The 16615-nt window shown below is 69.8% G+C and carries 11 protein-coding genes; 2 read left to right on the top strand and 9 right to left on the bottom strand.

Features of this window, described 5'->3' with window-relative positions:
• Positions 1 to 232 precede the first annotated feature (232 nt).
• Positions 233 to 883 (top strand): hypothetical protein, encoded by a 651-nt coding sequence (locus AC1DS4_RS03895; RefSeq protein WP_477633059.1) that lies wholly within the window; start codon positions 233 to 235, stop codon positions 881 to 883.
• 82 nt (positions 884 to 965) lie between these two features.
• Here the strand turns inward: AC1DS4_RS03895 and AC1DS4_RS03890 are convergent, their stop codons facing one another.
• A complete protein-coding gene (locus AC1DS4_RS03890; RefSeq protein WP_477633058.1) occupies positions 966 to 2552 on the bottom strand; it encodes a right-handed parallel beta-helix repeat-containing protein in 1587 nt (528 codons plus the stop codon).
• Positions 2549 to 3244, bottom strand: coding sequence for a phosphatase PAP2 family protein (locus tag AC1DS4_RS03885; RefSeq protein WP_477624242.1), 696 nt, complete (start codon positions 3242 to 3244; stop codon positions 2549 to 2551). The genes AC1DS4_RS03890 and AC1DS4_RS03885 overlap by 4 nt, the downstream gene beginning before the upstream one ends.
• A 214-nt stretch (positions 3245 to 3458) precedes the next feature.
• Between AC1DS4_RS03885 and AC1DS4_RS03880 the strand changes: the two genes are divergently transcribed.
• The gene (locus AC1DS4_RS03880; protein ID WP_477633057.1) at positions 3459 to 4607 is read left to right on the top strand and encodes a glycosyltransferase family 4 protein; all 1149 of its coding nucleotides are present in this window, start codon (positions 3459 to 3461) and stop codon (positions 4605 to 4607) included.
• Positions 4608 to 4646: 39 nt separating this feature from the next.
• Here the strand turns inward: AC1DS4_RS03880 and AC1DS4_RS03875 are convergent, their stop codons facing one another.
• The 7 genes from AC1DS4_RS03875 to asnB form a co-directional block, all read right to left on the bottom strand.
• Positions 4647 to 5870, bottom strand: a complete 1224-nt coding sequence (locus AC1DS4_RS03875; RefSeq protein ID WP_477633056.1) for a glycosyltransferase — start codon at positions 5868 to 5870, stop codon at positions 4647 to 4649.
• Positions 5867 to 7117, bottom strand: a complete 1251-nt coding sequence (locus AC1DS4_RS03870; protein WP_477624243.1) for an O-antigen ligase family protein — start codon at positions 7115 to 7117, stop codon at positions 5867 to 5869. Before AC1DS4_RS03870 ends, AC1DS4_RS03875 begins: the two co-directional genes overlap by 4 nt.
• Positions 7114 to 8793: a GumC domain-containing protein gene (locus AC1DS4_RS03865; RefSeq protein WP_477633055.1), complete on the bottom strand. Its 1680-nt coding sequence runs from the start codon at positions 8791 to 8793 to the stop codon at positions 7114 to 7116. The genes AC1DS4_RS03870 and AC1DS4_RS03865 overlap by 4 nt, the downstream gene beginning before the upstream one ends.
• Complete coding sequence (locus tag AC1DS4_RS03860; RefSeq protein ID WP_477633054.1) at positions 8790 to 10370, bottom strand: hypothetical protein; 1581 nt, start codon at positions 10368 to 10370, stop codon at positions 8790 to 8792. Before AC1DS4_RS03860 ends, AC1DS4_RS03865 begins: the two co-directional genes overlap by 4 nt.
• Positions 10367 to 12442 (bottom strand): alginate lyase family protein, encoded by a 2076-nt coding sequence (locus tag AC1DS4_RS03855; protein ID WP_477633053.1) that lies wholly within the window; start codon positions 12440 to 12442, stop codon positions 10367 to 10369. The genes AC1DS4_RS03860 and AC1DS4_RS03855 overlap by 4 nt, the downstream gene beginning before the upstream one ends.
• Positions 12439 to 14622, bottom strand: a complete 2184-nt coding sequence (locus tag AC1DS4_RS03850) for a bi-domain-containing oxidoreductase (RefSeq protein WP_477624247.1) — start codon at positions 14620 to 14622, stop codon at positions 12439 to 12441. Before AC1DS4_RS03850 ends, AC1DS4_RS03855 begins: the two co-directional genes overlap by 4 nt.
• A 76-nt stretch (positions 14623 to 14698) precedes the next feature.
• The gene (gene asnB, locus AC1DS4_RS03845) at positions 14699 to 16615 is read right to left on the bottom strand and encodes an asparagine synthase (glutamine-hydrolyzing) (RefSeq protein WP_477624248.1); all 1917 of its coding nucleotides are present in this window, start codon (positions 16613 to 16615) and stop codon (positions 14699 to 14701) included.

Below are 16615 nucleotides of genomic sequence, written 5' to 3'. Positions count from 1 at the left end.
GCCCCACATCAAACGACGTGCGGGTGGACGACGAATGGGGAGTGTCCACCACTCTAACCGCCGCCACCGACGGCCTCATCCAGCGACGACGACGCCTGGTTGAACGCTGGGGTGTCTACAGCATTCGCAGGTGTCAGGGGGCCCTGCGCGCTGGTTATGGTCGACGAGACCGTGGTGGGAGCCGCCGGGGCGCGACGAGCGCGGCCGCCGGGGCACGAGGGAGGTTTTGCTGATGCGCAGGACTGCTTGGCTCCCGGTGGTTGGCGCGCTCGTCGTCGCCACGCTCACCGGCTGCACCGACTCCGGCTCGTCCACCGGCTCGGGAGCCACCGGTGCGTCGGCAGCTGCGTCAACGCAGGGGACAGCAGGCTCGGCCGCCCCCACCGCCAAGGCGCCCGCCACCGGGAAGGCGTCCGCCACCAGTGCCCGGACCGTCAGGGACCCGCGGGCGGCGATGCCTGTCATCACGCCCGGAAGGGTGGGCACGATCGGCTACGGCGCGCCCTCCGCGAAGGACAAGCAGCGGTTCGCTGCGGTCAGCAAGGCCTCGGCCCACGTGATCACCTCCTCGGCCATCCACTCGCTGACGGTCGCCGGCCGCGACGTGGGCGCTGTCGCGGTGTACACGACCAAGCGCGGAGTCGCGAAGAGCACGACCTTCCAGGACCAGTACGTCGTGCAGCTGCTCAACGCGGTCACCGCGTCGAAGTCGGCGCCGCGGTTCGTGAGGACGAAGGACGGGGTCATGGCCCTCACCACGGGTGCGCCCGCCGTGGCGGCCTGGTTCAAGGACGACCAGCTGACCCTCGTCTACAGGGACGGCACTTCACCGAACCTGGCCGCGCTGGCCCAAGGAGTGAGGTCAGCCCCACTCAAGCAGTGAGCCCTTCGCCGCCCTGCAGGTTCAGCGCCGCCCTGCAGGTTCAGCGGGGAGCCAGGGCCTGGCTGAAGCATCGGTGGGGACCTCACCGCATCGAGCTGCCGACGTCCTGTCCATAGGGCTGTGCTCGCCAGACGTCCCAGGTCGCGGTGTTGCCCTGCGCGAGCACCATGAACGACCACGGGCCCACGTAGGTGTTGTCGAACCACTTGTTGTTCTGCGAGAAGGTGATTGCGCGCTGGACGACATCGCCGAGGTATGGCGACCAGTCAGGGGAGCTTCCGGAGTTGGAGAACAACCCCTGGTAGCCACACGTGTTCTCGACCGTGCAGGCTGCGCCGAGCCGGCTCGGGTCGAACGAGAAGGAGTTGTCATGGACCTGGACGTTCTGCGTCTTCCACCGACAGTCGCTGCGGTAGGGCAGGCGGCTCACCACGTCCTCCTTGGCACACTGCCCCACCGTCGCCTCCGGGTTCACCAGCGTCCCGTAGTCGCTGCTCGTGTTGCTGGGTGATCCGGCGAACCGATCAGCGTTCTCCCAGAGGACGACCCCACCCCAGTTGTCGATGAAGGTGTTGCGGGCGATGACGAACGAGGCACCCACGGTGGGCTCGACGCGGGAGTCCTGGCCCGCCTCGGAGAGGTAGACCGCCCCGGCCGGGAAGCCAGGGTTGGCCGGCCCCTTGACCAGTGCATTGCGGATGAACGTGTTCGCGATGATCTCGGCGTTGTAGCTGATCTCGTACCACAGCGCTTCGCCGTCGTTCTCCGAGAAGTAGTTGCCCTGGAAGCGGAAGCCGACATTGTCGGTGTCCGCCCACAGTCCCACGCCCCGGTTGTCATGGACGTAGTTGTTGGTCACGACGGCACCTCGTGTGTCCCAGAACTTCCCCCCGGCCGTGCAGCCACAGCCGGGTTGGCTCTCCTCCCAGTCGTCGGTGTTGTTGCCCGTGATCTCGTTGCGGTCGACCACGAGGTTCCGGACACCGTCGGGTCGATAGGCGTTGAACCCGGACTGACCGTTGCCTCGGATGCAGCTCAGCTCGAGGACGTTGTCAGTGCCCAGGAGCAACCCCGCCCCTGCGTTGCCCTGCACGGTCACGTGCGAGAACACCCACCCGGTGGCGAAGTCGTGGTTGACCACGCCCTCGTTGAAGTTCTCGCCCGCGGAGCCGAACCCCTGGATCGTCAGGTAGGAGATGTGGACCCCCGTCTCCTGTCCACCAAAGGCATATTGGTTGAGGTGGCGACCGTCGATGATGGCCCCCGGCGCTCCCACGTAGCGGTTGCCGGCCTTCGGGTGGACCTGGTTGTACTGCCCGTCACCGAGATGGTGGGTGCCTGCGGCCAACCAGAACGTCGTCCCGGGGTCGTTGCTGTCGGTCACGGACTCGAGGTCGTCGGACAGCCCCACGACCACCGCACCCTGGGGCGCTGCGGCCGGGCCGCGCAGGAGCACGGAGTCGCACACCGCCACAGGCGGGCGGGCAGGTGCCTGCGTGGGCGCCACAGGCGCGGCACCTCCCGGGGGCCCGACGCCGGCCGGCTGGGTGGTCGACCCGTTGGCCGGCCGTGGTCCGACCCCGGCTCGGACGTCGCGCGGATGGCTGGCGGAGAGTGATCCCACCAGCAGGACGCCGACCGCCATGAGGACGAGTCTCGACCCTGTCACCGCGAATCCTGCGAATCCCGCGGAGACCCAGGCCGGACGCCGGGACGCGGACGCAGCAGGAGGACCGAGCTCAGAGCGGAGCTCACGGCGAGCCCGACGAGGATGCCGCCGACCACGTCGGTCAACCAGTGCAGGCCGACGAAGAGCAGCGGGACGGTCACCACCATGGCGACCAACAGCAGGACTGCCCACTCCCAGAGGCGAATTCGCACCCGGAAGAGCATCAGCAGGCCGAAGATGCAGACCGTGATGGCCGCAGCGTGCCCAGAGGGAAAGCTGCCCCCACCGACTCCGAAGGCTCCCCCGGTGTCTGCTCGCTGGACGACCACCTTCGTCACGATGGTGATCAGGGCCGTCACGACTGACAACACGGCGACGACCGTCAACGGGCGCCAGGAGCGCCGGCGAACCGCGAAGAGGACAGCCACGACAGCGAGAGTGGAGAAGACGACGCGGGGCTCCAGTCCGTCGACGAGGTCTGCATTGATCCGCTGGGTACGTCCCCAGACCCCGCCCGGCCGGAAGAACCAGTAGACGCTGGAGTCGACTCCGCGAGTTCGCGCAGTCGTCACGAGTGCCGCGAGCGCCAGGTAGGCCAGTGCCGCCCCCATGGCGAGCGTCGATGACACGGCCGCCGCAGATGACACCGACGTCGCGGCGCCACTCGCCGAGCGGCTTCCCCCCTGTGTCATCCGGAGACCTCCCCCACCTGGACCTCGAACCGGCAGGTTCCAGGGTCCGCGGGGTCCGTGTCACCTGACGATCGAGTACGTGAAGTCTACCCGCCAGGGCAGCAGACTTCGCTGGATGCGGGTGGCGGCCGACCCGGCGTTCGGAGAGAATCGCAGACCGGGCGCCCGGCCCGGAACACCACACCACTCAAGGGGACTCGTGCAGCCAGCTCCAGTGCCGGAACCCACGATCGTCCTGGCGACCCTCCTGCGTGAGGCGGGCGGCTCCGGGGTCCAGAGCCACGTTGCCACCGTTCGCTCGTACGCACGGTCCAGCGGGCGTGCCGCCACCGTGGTGACACCGTTCTCCCAGAGGTCCCTGACCCGCATGCCGGTGTTCGGGGCACGCCTGGTCCTGGGTCGGATGAGCGGACCGTTGGGCGTGTGGTGGTACCGGCAGTGGCACGAGACCTACCTCCGGGGCGGGCTGTCAGCGCGCCTCGCCGAGACCGCCGGACCAGCTGTCGTGTATGCCCAGTGCCCGGTGTCCGCCAGTGCGGCGATGCGCGTGCGCAATGACGAACCCGTAGTCATGGCAGTCCATTTCAACATCTCGCAGGCCGACGAGTGGGCGGACAAGGGCGAGATCCCCAGAGCTGGTCGGACCTACTCGTCGATCCGGTCGTTCGAGGCAGACGTCCTGCCTCGGCTCGACGGCGTCGTCTACGTCTCGCAGTTCATGCGATCCCTGCTGGAGGAGCGGCTGCCAGCGCTGCGCGCGGTCCCAGGCGTCGTCATACCCAATGCCGTCGACGTCGTGGACCGGCCACCCGTCACCCCGATCGCGGACCTCGTCACCGTCGGAGCACTGGAGCCGCGCAAGAACCAGGGCTATCTCCTCGAGGTCCTGGCGGCCGCCGCCGAACGTGGCCATCGCTACACGCTCACGGTCATCGGCGACGGACCGGACCGTGCCGGCCTGGAGAAGAGGGCCGCACTCCTCGGCCTCACCACGCAGGTGAGCTTCGTCGGCTACCAACCCGATCCCCGGCCCATGGTCGCGGGCCATCAGGTGTACTGCCACGCCTCGCGCATGGAGAGCTTCGGGATAGCTCTCGTGGAGGCAATGGCCGAGGGTCTCCCCGTCCTCACGGCGCCTGTAGGGGGCATCCCCGAGATCCTCAGCCCCGGAGTGGAGGGTGACTTCTGGCCACTCGACGACCCGGGCGCCGGCGCTGACCGGCTCATCGCCGTCATGTCGGACCCCGAGAGGCGCGTGGCCATGGGTGTCGCCGCCAAGGCACGCGCCCGGACCGAGTTCACGACGGCGGTGCAGGGCCCCAGGCTGCTCGACTTCCTCAGCGGAGCCGTGGTGCGCGACTGACCGGCCGTGGCGACCAGGCCGCGTTGACGGGGCGACGCGTCAGCGGCCCTTCGAAGCCACCCTGGGGGGCGCGGTGACGGGGTTGGCGATGGCGAAGTCGTAGATCTCGAGCAGACGCTCGAGGCTGCTCTCCGGCTGGAAGCGGCGCTCGTAGGTCGCGCGTCCTTGCAGGCCCATGGCGACGAATCGCTGCGGATCCCGGTCGATCTGGGCGAAGGTCCCCGCAAGCGAAGCAGCATCTCCGGCTCGGAACAGGACGCCGTCGAGCCCATGCGTGATGAGCTCCGGGAAGGGCCCCATTGCCGGGGCGAGCGATGCGACCCCCGCCGCCATCGCCTCGACGGCCACCAGCCCGAAGGTCTCCTCCGACTGTGAGGTCACCACACTCGCCACCGACCGGGCCAGCATGTCGCCGACCTGCTCGCGCGACACCAGGCCGGCCAGCTCCACGGTCGGGTGCCTGGCGCCCCAGGCCTTCACCTCCGCCTCCAGCGGACCCCCACCGACCACCGTCAGTCGCAGTGCGGAGTGGGGGTTTTCGGCCCGGAAGGCGTCCCACGCGCTCATGAGGAGGGGTACGCCCTTGGCCGCGTCCAGCCTGCCGACGTAGGTCACCACGTGCTCGCGCTCCTTCGTGCGAAGCTCGCCGCCGACGACGAAGTTGTGCTTCACGAAGACCCGCTCCGGGGGGAGGGCGAGGTCCTCCATCAGGTTCTTCTGCGACTCCGAGATGAAGACGTAGGCAGCAACGAGACGCTGCCACGCCGGGCGATGGATGAGGTTGGCGGCGACGATCGGAAGCGTTGCCAGACGCGACCCTCGGTAGCAGCCGTGCAGGAGGGCTGGCCCCCCGCGCCCGGCTGAGCAGTCATGGCACGGTTCGCCGTCGCGGAAGAAGCCACCCCCTGCGCAGAGGAGCCGGTAGTTGTGGATCGTCGCGACGACAGGCACCCCGGCATCGCGGCACGCATACAGGACCGAGGAGCTGATCAGGGGAAAGGTGTTGTGGACGTGCACGACATCAGGTCGCGTCGCCACGAGGTGGGCCGCCAGGTCGCGCTTGACCTCGCCGTTCCACAGCGTCGTGGCGGGGAGTGCTGCCTTGCGCGGCAGCGACCACCCGGCGATGTCGTCGCTGTGCCGTTCGAAGAGCTCGACGTCGTGGCCGGCGGCGCGGAGCGCGGCTCCCTCCTGGTCGACGACGATGTTCTCCCCACTGGGAGCCGCTGACCGGTACCGACCGTGGATGACCAGGATCCTCATGTGGCCCCTCGACGTGCAGGACGAACGACCAGCGACGCCGCAACCACGAGGTCGAGCAGGTATGCCGAGGCGTCACCCAGGCCGGTCTCCGTGATCGAGGACAACACGCAGTACGTGATCAGGAACAGGGCGATGGCGCGCCGCGGACCCCGCGGGTGGGTGACGGCCATCCCCAACAGCACGCACAGGAAGGTGACGAGCAGGACCACGCCGAACCATCCGAGGTCGAGATACGTGGCCACCCAGCTGCTGTCCACGGACAGACCGGTGAAGGACTTGTCCGACAGGCCCGATCCGAAGAGCTCCTGGATTCGTGGGCGGCTGGTGTTCGACACTGCGGTCCACACCGTGGCCCGACCAGTCAGGTCAGTCGCCTGCTCCGCCGACTGGCCGCGAGCAGCCCAGCGCAGCACCTGCGGGGCAAAGAGGGTGGCGCCGACGATCACGGCGACGAGCGTGGTCACCGAGGTCCGCCGGACGCGTGCGTGCCCGAGGAAGAGACTGCCCGCGGCCACGATGAGCCCCGTGATGGCACCGAGCAGTGCAGTGCGGGTGTGCGTACCCAGGAGACAGGCCGTCGAGAGCACGACGGCCACCAGGGCATGTCTCCCACCGATGGTGCGGCACAGCCACAGCACGACCGACGTGCCGAGCAGCACTGCTGCGTAGTGCGCCACGGCGGTCGGCCACATGGGCCAGATCACCCCGGACAGGCGTCCTTCGAAGGCGAACGCCTTGCCGGGCGCGATCAGGGCTCCGAGGGCAACGGGGATCAGGGCTCCCCACAGGCAGAGGCGGTGGACCCGCAGGAGCAGGAGGTCCCGAGCGCCCCACCAAGGGGACAGCAGCCACAGGCAGGCCACGAAGCCGACCAGTCGCATGGCGCGATAGGTCGACCCCAGGAAGAAGACGCTGTGGATGCTGACGGCCAGGGCCACCACAGCCATGACGGACAGGAGCACCAGGAAGAGGTGCGGCCGGATGACGATCCGGGGATTCACCAACAACGCCAGCACCACGGCGAGGATGAGGGAACCCTGCGCGATGGCTTGGGTGACTGGGCCCGGGATCGGCACGATCGTCGACACCCCTGTCGGCGTGAGGACGTTGCAGAACAGGGCCCCCCACGCCAGGAACAGGAGTCTCGGCACTTCCGAGGCGCGGGTCCGCAGGGACGAGGTCGGCCGGAGCTCATCCGTGCGAGGCCATGGCCTGACCCAGCGGCCCGCCGTTGCGGTAGTGCTCACCGCTGGCTCCCTGCCATGGACCCCGAGTCATGGGAGCCCTTGAGGCCGAGGCTCTCGTCGGTGTCGTCGGACCCGACCATCATGGCGAAGGGGAGCTCGAGACCGGCCGCCCGGACCAGCTCCGCCGTGGTCTGCAACAGCTCCGGGGAGGACTGGCCGGCGGTGATGAGCGGCACTGCCCGCCCGACCCATGACGCGAGGTTCTCGGCATCGATCCCCGGGTCGACGTCGGCCAGGACGAGGACGACGTCCGCCGCGGCCCACGCGTCACCCGGGAAATCGTCGTCGCCACGAAGGGCTGCCGAGTCGCCGCGAGCCGCGCGCAGAGGGCCGCGTGCCAGCCCGACCGCCCCGGTGGGACGGAACACCGTCGGCGAACCAAGCGCCCGAGCTGCTTCGGAGGCCTCCCTCGACGCCATGCGGGAGGCGCGCCTGGCAAACCGCCTGGACGACAGGTGGGCGACCAGCGCTCCGGACGGGCTGAGGTCGACCAGCAACACACCCCTTCCGAGGGCATTGAGCTGGAGTGCCAGCGCAGCCATCACCTCGGCGGCCACGCCCGCGTTGCCGATGGCGACCATGGCCACGACCTGTTGCCGGTCGTCGACCCACCCGGCTCGGACCGGAGCGGCAGGCAACGCCGCGAGTGTGGTGTCACTGCGGTCCGGCAGCGCTGAGGCCAAGCCGTGGACGAGCGTCGCAAGGTCACGAGCGTGCCACGGCCCTGAGATCCACCGCAGGGGCGCGAAGCGGCGTTCCGTGGGTCCCCGCGAGGCCACGCTGTACCGAACCGGGGCGCCGAGGGCGAGCGCCACGTCCTGGCGGCGTCGCACCCTGGTGGACGTGAGAGCCCGGAACAGCACGAAACCGACTCCCAGGGCGGTTCCCGCGATGAGACCTGACGCCACGTTGAGGACCAGCAGCCTCTTGAGGGACCGTCTCTCGACCGTCGCGGGGTCGATCACGTGCGTGGACGCGATGGCGGCGTCCGCGCTCAGCGAGGCATCCTCCAACGCCGACTGAAGCTCGACGATCTGCGAGTTCAGCTGGGTGCGACGGGTGAGGATGTCGGAAGCCTGGCTCTGCCCGTCCGCGCCTTTCAGGAGCTCCTCGTTGTAGGAGGCCGTGAGGGTGGTGACCTGGGCTCGGAGGGTGTCGATCCGGGACTTGTACCCGTCGATCAGGCCACGACTGAGGGACTTCAGCTGCTGGGCACGGAATGTGAGGTACTGCTCGGTCAGGGCATCAGCCCGGGTCACCGCCGACCCGTCGTCCGGTGCCGAGACCGAGATGGTGAGCACCTCGGGGGTGACCGGTTCGGCAGTGATCGTCGACTGAAAGGCTTCCGGCGACATGTCCAGCGACAGTGCCTTGACGGTGCGGGAGGCCACCTCTCGGGTGTTGAGCAGGCTGAGGTCGGTCGCCATGGCCGACTGCGCGTCGAGGTTCGCGGGGTGGGCCATCAACACCATCACGGTGCCCTTGCTGGCCGGGGGTACCAGCACGATCACGGCGAGGCCGAGCGCAGCCCCGAGCACGGCGAGGACGCTCCAGGTGCGCCACGCGCGGCGGAGGGAGTTGCGCAGGTAGTGCCAGGTGCCGAGAAGCGGTCGCGGCGCTCCGGTGATCTCGAAGTCGCGGTCCTCATCCTCGATGCGCCAGGAGACGTCGATCATCGCAGCCTCCGGCGAGTCCTCAGGGCGGTCGCCTCGGCCGTGGCCGCGGTGCCGGTCATGAGCGACGGGAGTGGCACCTGGGCTGCGCGTTCCGAGGGCAGGAGGCGTCCCGTGGTGCGGTCCAGGGGGTCAGGGTCGACGACGACGATTCGAGCGATGGAGTTGCCCGAGTCGTCAGCGGCGAGCGCAACCCTGGCGAGGTCCTCCGCCGTGGCTGATCCTGCTGTCACCGCGAGCAGGATCACGGCCTTGCCCACCCCCAGGCGCAGCTCAGGACGCTGACGGTCGGTCACGGCGATGTGCACGACGAGGTCCGCGGAACGCTGGGCGTGAGCGCTCCCGTCGACCGACAGCCTGGGACGCGGTTGCTCATCGTGCGCGAGGCCCGCGCACGCGACCCGGAGCGCGTTCGCCGACTCATGCATCTGTGCGGTGAGCAGCTGGGTCTGGAGACCGGACGATGCCGCGAAGGACGCGAGCTGTGGACCGACCGCCAGGGCCTTGACGTCTCCGGACAGCGTCAGGAAGACGACCCCCGTCGGCCCGGTGTCATCGTCGGACTCGGGTGCGAGGCTTCCCGGGTGGCCCGGCGTCACGAGGCGCACCAGCTGGCGCAGTGTCCACGTCTCGACGTTGTGCGGCGCGTAGCTCTTGAGCAGTCCGGTCCATCCCGCGACCGAGCGCGGGGCATGGCTCTCGATGGACGCCACGACAGGGATTCCGACGGCATCGGCGATCTGGTCCCGGGAACGAACGGCCCGCTCGCGACGGGATCGCAGCACGAGGATGAGCAGGACCAGGAGGGCACCCGCTGCGGCACCCCCCACCCCGAAGAGGGCAGCGCTGACAAAGGGCGACGTGGTCACGGCCGGCGAGGCTGCTTCGATCAGGGTGGCAACGGCACCGGGCTGGGCAAGGGACTGGTTCGCGGTCTCCTGCTGGAGCTTGTCGACCTGGAGCACCAAGCTGCCCTGTTGCGCTGTCAGCTGCGCGCGCGCGGCCGCGTCCGCCTTGCCCGCAGGCGAGGCCGGGGACTCGCCGGCAAGTCGCACATCGGTCTTCTTGATCTCGGAGTTCACCGCCGCGAGGCTGGCCTGCAGCGCGGCGACTCGGGTGGAGAGGGCGCTTCTGGCCTGCGCCTGCAGCGTGTTCGCCGCGGCCTTGAGGTAGTCGAGCTCCGCCTGGGCGACGGCGCCGGACAGTGCCCGCGCCCGCTCAGGAGTGGTCCCGGTTGCCGTGATGCTCATCAGGTCCGTCGTCGCGGCCTTGACGGTCACCCGCTTGGCCACCTGGGTCGCGGTCAGTGCGGGGGTGACTGCCTGTCCGGCAGGCCCGAGCACCGCTTCACTCTGGGCGATCTGCACCTGGGTGTCGATGCCGTGGGCGGGGAGTGCGACGGTCGACCCCTGCGAGGCCACGGGGAGGAGGACCTTGCTGGTGCTGCTGTACTCCGGAGGACGCATCGACAGGGCGACACCTCCGTCGACCGCCCCGATGGCGGCCGCGAGCGCGAGGATCCACGCGCGACGGCGGGCGATCGCCCAGGTCGCTCTCAGGTCGAGGGCTTGTTCGCTCACGACTCCTCCTCACCGGGCGACGAGAAGGAGGCGGCCCGCACCGCCGCGGCACTCTCGGTGAGATCGAGACCGGTCTGCAGGGTGAGTGCGCCCGTCCACGAGCCGGAGCCCACCAGGGTGGTGGTCCGCACCTTCTCCCCGAAGCGGGGGGAGTACCACCCCAGGACCGGGTCCACCTCACCGCGGTGGCTCGACCACGTCAGCGACTGAGGCAGGCGGAGCAGGGCGCGGCCAGGACCCGACTCCCCCGTCCAGGACAGCTGCGCCCCTCCGTCAGTGAGCCGCGCCCGGACCTCCGGTCCAAGGTGCCACGCCAGGCGCAGGGTATGGCGCGCGGACGCGGACCCCGTCAGGGTGTCCGTGACGCGGAGCGCGCGCTCGACCGGGTCCAGCGTCACCGTACGTTCGTGACGAAGTCGAGGATCAAGTCGCGCATAGCCGGCGTGGTGAGCCGTCCACGCCTGCACCGGGCCGTCCGGCTCGAAGTGGTCGACCACGGCGTCGGTCTGGCTGCTCCAGAGAAATGGCCCGCCTTCGACGGACTGGCTGACGCCGTCCACCTCGATGGTGTTGTGCGCGGCAGTGGAGCGGAAGTACTGCCGCCAGACGGGGTCTCCGTGGTAGCAGAACGTCCCGGGATCGACGAGCAGCTCGACACCGTCGCAGCGGACCTCGACCGACAAGGCGTCCGCGTGGGCATGCGCCGCGATGGACAGGAACCCGTGTGGGCCTCCATCACAGCGACACCAGATCTCGGGCCCCTGGCCGGCGGGGGTGCGGAGCACGTAGAGGCCCGCGTCGCGAAAGGCGAGCGGGGCGCTCGCGGCCCGCTCAGGCAGTGGGGTGCTCTCGGCGCCCGCGGCCGTCGACGTGCCGGCGGCGACGGCGCGGAGCACGGTGCTCTGGACACCGGCCACCGTCGGCGGCCACCAGCCAAGAGGCCCGACGACGGCACCACCCGCTGCAAGCAGGCTTGCCCACGGATCGACGTCCGGGCCGTCGACCACCAGGGCGCGACCCTCGTCACCATCGCCCTGTCGAGGTGGGCGACCACTCGCGTCGAGCATGGCGGCCGCAGCGTCCAGGGACGACACCAGCAACGACCTGGTCGAGGGGCTCAGAGGGTGGCCCGCACGACCCGCCTCGGCCAGCGACACCAGGCCCAGCTCGGTCACGAAGCGGTGGTAGTCGGAGGCCTGCTCTCGGTTCAGCCCACTGGAAAAGGTGTTGGCGGCCAACGAGTTCTCCAGCTCGACCGTCGCGCGAGTGCGCCACTCGTCGCTCTCGCGGAACCAGGGGAAGGCACAGGCCGCGACCAGCTGCCCGGCCGCCTCGGCAACCAGGTGGTTGTTGGCCGACGACCCAGTGCTTCGGAAGGCGGCGAGAAACTCCTGGTGCCACCTGAGCTGCTGGAGGGCGTCGGCGTTGTCCTCGAACAGGCCGGCTGCCCCCGGCCAGCCGTCCAGCAGCCGTCGCACCCATGCCCAGCTGATGAGCCGGACCCCGATCTCGATACCGCTGGTCCAGTGCACCCCGGAGAGGAAGGGGTTGGCGGCCCACCACGACCTGAGCTGCCGAGCCACGGTGTCGGCGTACCGCTCGTCGCCGGTCAGCCACCAGGCGGCCGCGAGGACCGTCAGGTGGTGGTGTCGCGACAGCTCCCACACCGACTTGATGTTTCCCGTCACGCCTTCGTCGCGATGGTCGACGCGGAAGGCCAGCACGTCCTGGGGAGCGCGGCGACCCGTCACCGGGTCGTGGAACCAGTCGGGGTCGAGGATGTCGCGACGGCTGGTGCCCAGCACGGCATACTCACCTCGCAGCAGCCGATTGGCCGCGGTGACCACCGCGTCCCGAGCCGCTGCCGGCACCTGTCCCCTCACGTCCGGCTCCAGCGCACTGGCAAACCGACGATCAGGCAGGAGTCCCGCGACGGTCCCGGGCGCTGCGCCCAGCTCCACCCGCCGGCGCGCCCACAGGGCCTGGCGTCCCCGGTCTGCGACTCGCTGCAGCACCTCGTCTGGCGTCATTCCGCGCAGCCGACGCAGGTACCACTGCGCGGACCTGCTCATGGTGACACTGCCTCGTGGGACACAAGGCTCTGGCCGACGGCGATCGTCGCCCGGGTGGTCGCCACCAGCGACTCCAGCGAGATGGGCATCGGCCGACCTGCGACCACCGCGTCGACGAAGGCGGCCACCTCCGCGCGCTGTCCCTTGTCCTGACCGGCATACGAGCGCTTCACGTCCTTGCCCGCGCGGCTCCAGAGGGTGGCGCGGGAGAAGTTGTCGAGACGGGCGTTGCTGCCACCACCGGAGACGTCCAGCGTCTCCTTCGGGAACCGGCTGTCGCCATCGGTCGCGTAGGTGATGCTCGCGAGCGAGCCGTCGGCATACGTGAGCAGGACGTGCAGATCCGCGCCGTTGGAGGTCTGCTGCGCCATCACCCGCACCGGGTCGTGCCCGATCCAGGCGCTGAGGGTGTCGATGAAGTGCCCACCCTCACCGAGGAACCTTGAACCCTCGAGCTCCTCGTTGAGGTACCAGCTCGTGGCGTCGAGGGATCCCGCGTTGACGAGGTAGCGGGCACTCATGGGTCCGGTCGGACGGCCGAAGCGTCCGCGCAAATCGGTGAAGAGGGGCGCGAAGCGGCGGTTGAACCCCACCATGACGCGGTCGTTACCGGTCCTCTCCACGACCTCCAGGATGCGGTCCACCTGCTCGGGCGTCAGGGCCAGGGGCTTCTCGACGAAGACGGCCTTGCCCTGCTCGAGCGCCCGGCAGACGAAGTCGGCGTGCGAGTGGTGCCGCGTGACGACGAACACCGCGTCGATCGTCGGGTCCTCGAGGACCACACTGGCGTCGGTCGTCAGCGCCTCGAACCCGAACTTGCGCTGCGCGTTGACGGCGGACAGCGAACGAGTCGTCGCCACGGTGGCCAACGTCGCCGCCGGGTGCTTCGCGAGGTGGGGCAGCAACATGGAGCTGGCGTAGCTACCGGCACCGATGAAGCCCAGCCGCGCGGTGGCTCCCTCGAGCCGCGTCCTCGGAGCGGACGAGCGCGGAAGGGTCACGGTGCGGGTGAACAACTCACCCGTGGAACCGTCGGCATCGACCGCGGGGCGCGGGTACTCGAACAGGAAGCCGATGCCGCGCATCGACCCGGTGCGCATCTCCTCGTAGACCGATGGCGCGTCTGCGATGGGCCGCGTCCCGGACACGAGGGAGGCCACCTCGAGGGACTTGCCCGACAGGAGGTCGAGGAAGCACTGGAGGTTTCGACGCTCGGTCCACCGCACATAGCCGGCGGGGTAGTCGATGCCCTCGAGCTCGTACCGGTCGTCGTAGCGGCCGGGACCGTACGAGCGCGAGAACCGGACGTCGAGCTCCTTCTCGTAGTAGGCGTTCCACGGCAGGTCGAGCTTGGTCTTGCCGATGTCGACGACCCGCGCGCGATCCCGCGCGAGGCGGGCGGCCAGCTCGACGGGTCCGTTGCTGTCGCCGCCGGCGGCGAGGAACACGTGGTCGGCGCCAAGCCCGCTGGTAGCCGCCAGGATGGCCTGTTCGACGTGGGCCGCACCGTCGTCGTCGGGGGCTCCGCACGTCAGGGCGCCGGCGGCCTCGGCCATCCGGCACCGCTCCGGCACCGTGTCGACGCCGACCACCCGGACGCCGGAGGCCACCAGCAGCCGGACGACCAGCTGCCCGATGAGCCCGAGCCCGATGACGCACGCCATCTCCCCGAGCTGGGCCTCACTGCGCCGGACACCCTGCATCGCGATGGCGCCCACGGTCGCGAACGCGGCGTGCTCCGGCTCGACCCCGGCGGGCACGGCGACGCACAGGTTGACGGGCACCCAGTTCACCTCGGCGTGGAGCGCGAACTCGTTGCCGGCCGCGGCCACCAGGTCCCCGACGGCGAACTCCTCGGCACCAGCCCCCACCTCCACGACGACGCCGCAGAGCGAGTAGCCGAGCGGGGTGTAGCTGTCCAGGGTGTTGATGGCCTTCTTGTACGTGGCAACCGGACCCTGCTGCGCCACCGAGTCGAGGACCTTCTTGACCTGGTCCGGCCTGGCCCGCGCCTTGCCGATCAGCGAGAGCCGGGCCTCGGTGACCTTCATCATCTCGGTCCCCGTGGAGATCAACGAGTACAGCGTCCGCACGAGCACCCCGCCGGGCTTGCACGCCGGAGCCGGCACGTCGAGCACCACGAGCTCACCGGAGCGATAGTTCTGGGCTACCTGCTTCATGTCCTCTTCCACATCCCTGCGTTCTGACCGGGCCCCTGCCCGTGGCCTCCCCGGACGGCGGGAGACAACCCCCTGCTCACCCCGCACTCACCCCTGCCGACCGCACGTTGCGGTACCACTGCTCCAGGCACAGCAGCTGCCAGATCTGCTTGGACTCGTCCCGACGCCCGCTGCGCTGGTCGTCCACGAGTCTCGACAGCGGTTCGCGACGCAGGAACCCGGTCTGGACCAGCTCGCCGCCGAGCAGCACGTCATCGACCAGCTCCCGCAGGTCGTTCGTCACCCAGGCCCGCAGCGGGACCCCGAAGCTGGCCTTCGGACGGTCGATGATCTCGTCGGGCAGCCAGGCCCGGGCGGCGTCCTTGAGCGCCGCCTTCTGCACGCGTCCGCGGATCTTGTCCGACCCGGGCAGCGCGAACGCCGCGGCGAACACGACGGGATCGACGAACGGCACGCGCACCTCCGTGGAGGCGGCCATGCTCGCGCGATCCGTGTAGGTGAGGTTCAGCCCGACCATGAACATCCGCGAGTCGGCCAGGCACATGCGGCTGACCTGGTCGGCGAGGTCGTTGTCCTCGTAGACGGCGCGGTGGTGGTCGATCACCCCGTCGACCTGGCCCGCCAGGCTCGGGTCGAGCAGGTCCACCAGCTCGTCGCGGTCGTACATCGTGTAGCTGCGGCGGAAGGCCTCCTCCTCCGGCAGCTCGGCGAAGGTCAGGAACCGCTGGGCCCAACGGACGGTTCGTATGCCGCGTTGCCCGACGGCGACGGGCATGGCCCGGACCGCGGGGGCGATGACTCCCGTGCGCAGGGTGCGCGGCACCCGGCGGTAACGCGCAGTCATCAGCGTGGCCAGGTGCTTGCGGTAGCCGCCGAAGAGCTCGTCGGCCCCCATGCCGGAGAGCAGCACCTTGACGCCGGCGGAGCGGGCGGCATCGCACATGAGGAGCGTGTTGATGGCTGCGGGATCCCCGATCGGCTCGTCGAGGATGTCCACCATGCGCGGCAACAGGTCCACGATGTCGGGGCTGATCTCGATCTCGTGCAACCGGATCCCCAGGTGCGAGGCGAGCATGCGCGCGTAGCGCGCGTCATCGGGCATGGCCTCGAGCCGCTGGTCCTCCGGCCGGAAGGCGATCGTGTACGCCTCGATCGCCGCATCCGCCTGGTGGGCCAGCGCGGTGATGATGCTCGAGTCCAGCCCCCCACTCAGGAACGAGGCGACGGGGGCATCCGAGATCAGGTGGGCCTCGACGGCGGTCTTGAGCACTTCGCGCAGGTCCGTTGTCGGCCCGGTGGCGGCGGCACGGGCAGCTTCCTCGGCGGTGTTCCAGAACTCGCCGGAGCTCACCGAACCGTCCTTGTGGTAGGTCCGCCACGTTCCCGGAGGCAGCTTGTGGACGCCCTCGACCGCGTCGTACTCCTGCGGCAGCCAGTAGTAGAGCGCCGACGCCACCATGCCCGCCGCATTGACCCGCAGCTCCGGGCCGACGGCCGCGATGATCGCCTTGAGCTCCGAGGCGAAGACGATTCCCGCACCCCTGGGCATGACATAGAGGGGCTTGATGCCGAGCGGGTCCCGGACGAGGCTGAGGTCCCCGGTGCGCTCGTCGTGGATCGCGAACGCGTACATCCCGCGGAAACGGCGCAGTGCGCCCGGGCCCCACGCGCGCCAGGCCTCGAGGACGACCTCGGTGTCGGACCGGGTCGCGAAGCGCACCCCGCGGGACTCGAGCTCGCGGCGGATCTCCAGGAAGTTGTAGAGCTCGCCGTTGTAGCTCAGCGTCAGGCCGCCCCTGGCAAACGGCTGGTCGGCCGCGGCGGAGAGGTCGATGATCGACAGCCGTCGGTGACCGAGCACGACGGAGCTCTCCGGGTCGACCAGCTCCACCACACCGCGGGCGTCGGGGCCGCGGTGGTCGATCCGGTCGACCATCGTCGAGACCACCACCTTGCCGTCAGGCTGCTGGTACGCGCCCGCCACCCCGCACAT

It is taken from the genome of Pedococcus sp. P3_C7 (assembly GCF_056402615.1).
This window is presented reverse-complemented; position numbering and strand designations above follow the sequence as displayed.

Bases quoted from the DNA above. Each gene is read 5' to 3' on its own strand.
- AC1DS4_RS03895 (WP_477633059.1), top strand. From the start codon at position 233: ATGCGCAGGACTGCTTGGCTCCCGGTGGTTGGCGCGCTCGTCGTCGCC.
- AC1DS4_RS03885 (WP_477624242.1), bottom strand. From the start codon at position 3,244: ATGACACAGGGGGGAAGCCGCTCGGCGAGTGGCGCCGCGACGTCGGTG.
- AC1DS4_RS03875 (WP_477633056.1), bottom strand. From the start codon at position 5,870: ATGAGGATCCTGGTCATCCACGGTCGGTACCGGTCAGCGGCTCCCAGT.
- AC1DS4_RS03865 (WP_477633055.1), bottom strand. From the start codon at position 8,793: ATGATCGACGTCTCCTGGCGCATCGAGGATGAGGACCGCGACTTCGAG.
- AC1DS4_RS03855 (WP_477633053.1), bottom strand. From the start codon at position 12,442: ATGAGCAGGTCCGCGCAGTGGTACCTGCGTCGGCTGCGCGGAATGACG.
- AC1DS4_RS03850 (WP_477624247.1), bottom strand. From the start codon at position 14,622: ATGAAGCAGGTAGCCCAGAACTATCGCTCCGGTGAGCTCGTGGTGCTC.
- asnB (WP_477624248.1), bottom strand. From the start codon at position 16,615: ATGTGCGGGGTGGCGGGCGCGTACCAGCAGCCTGACGGCAAGGTGGTG.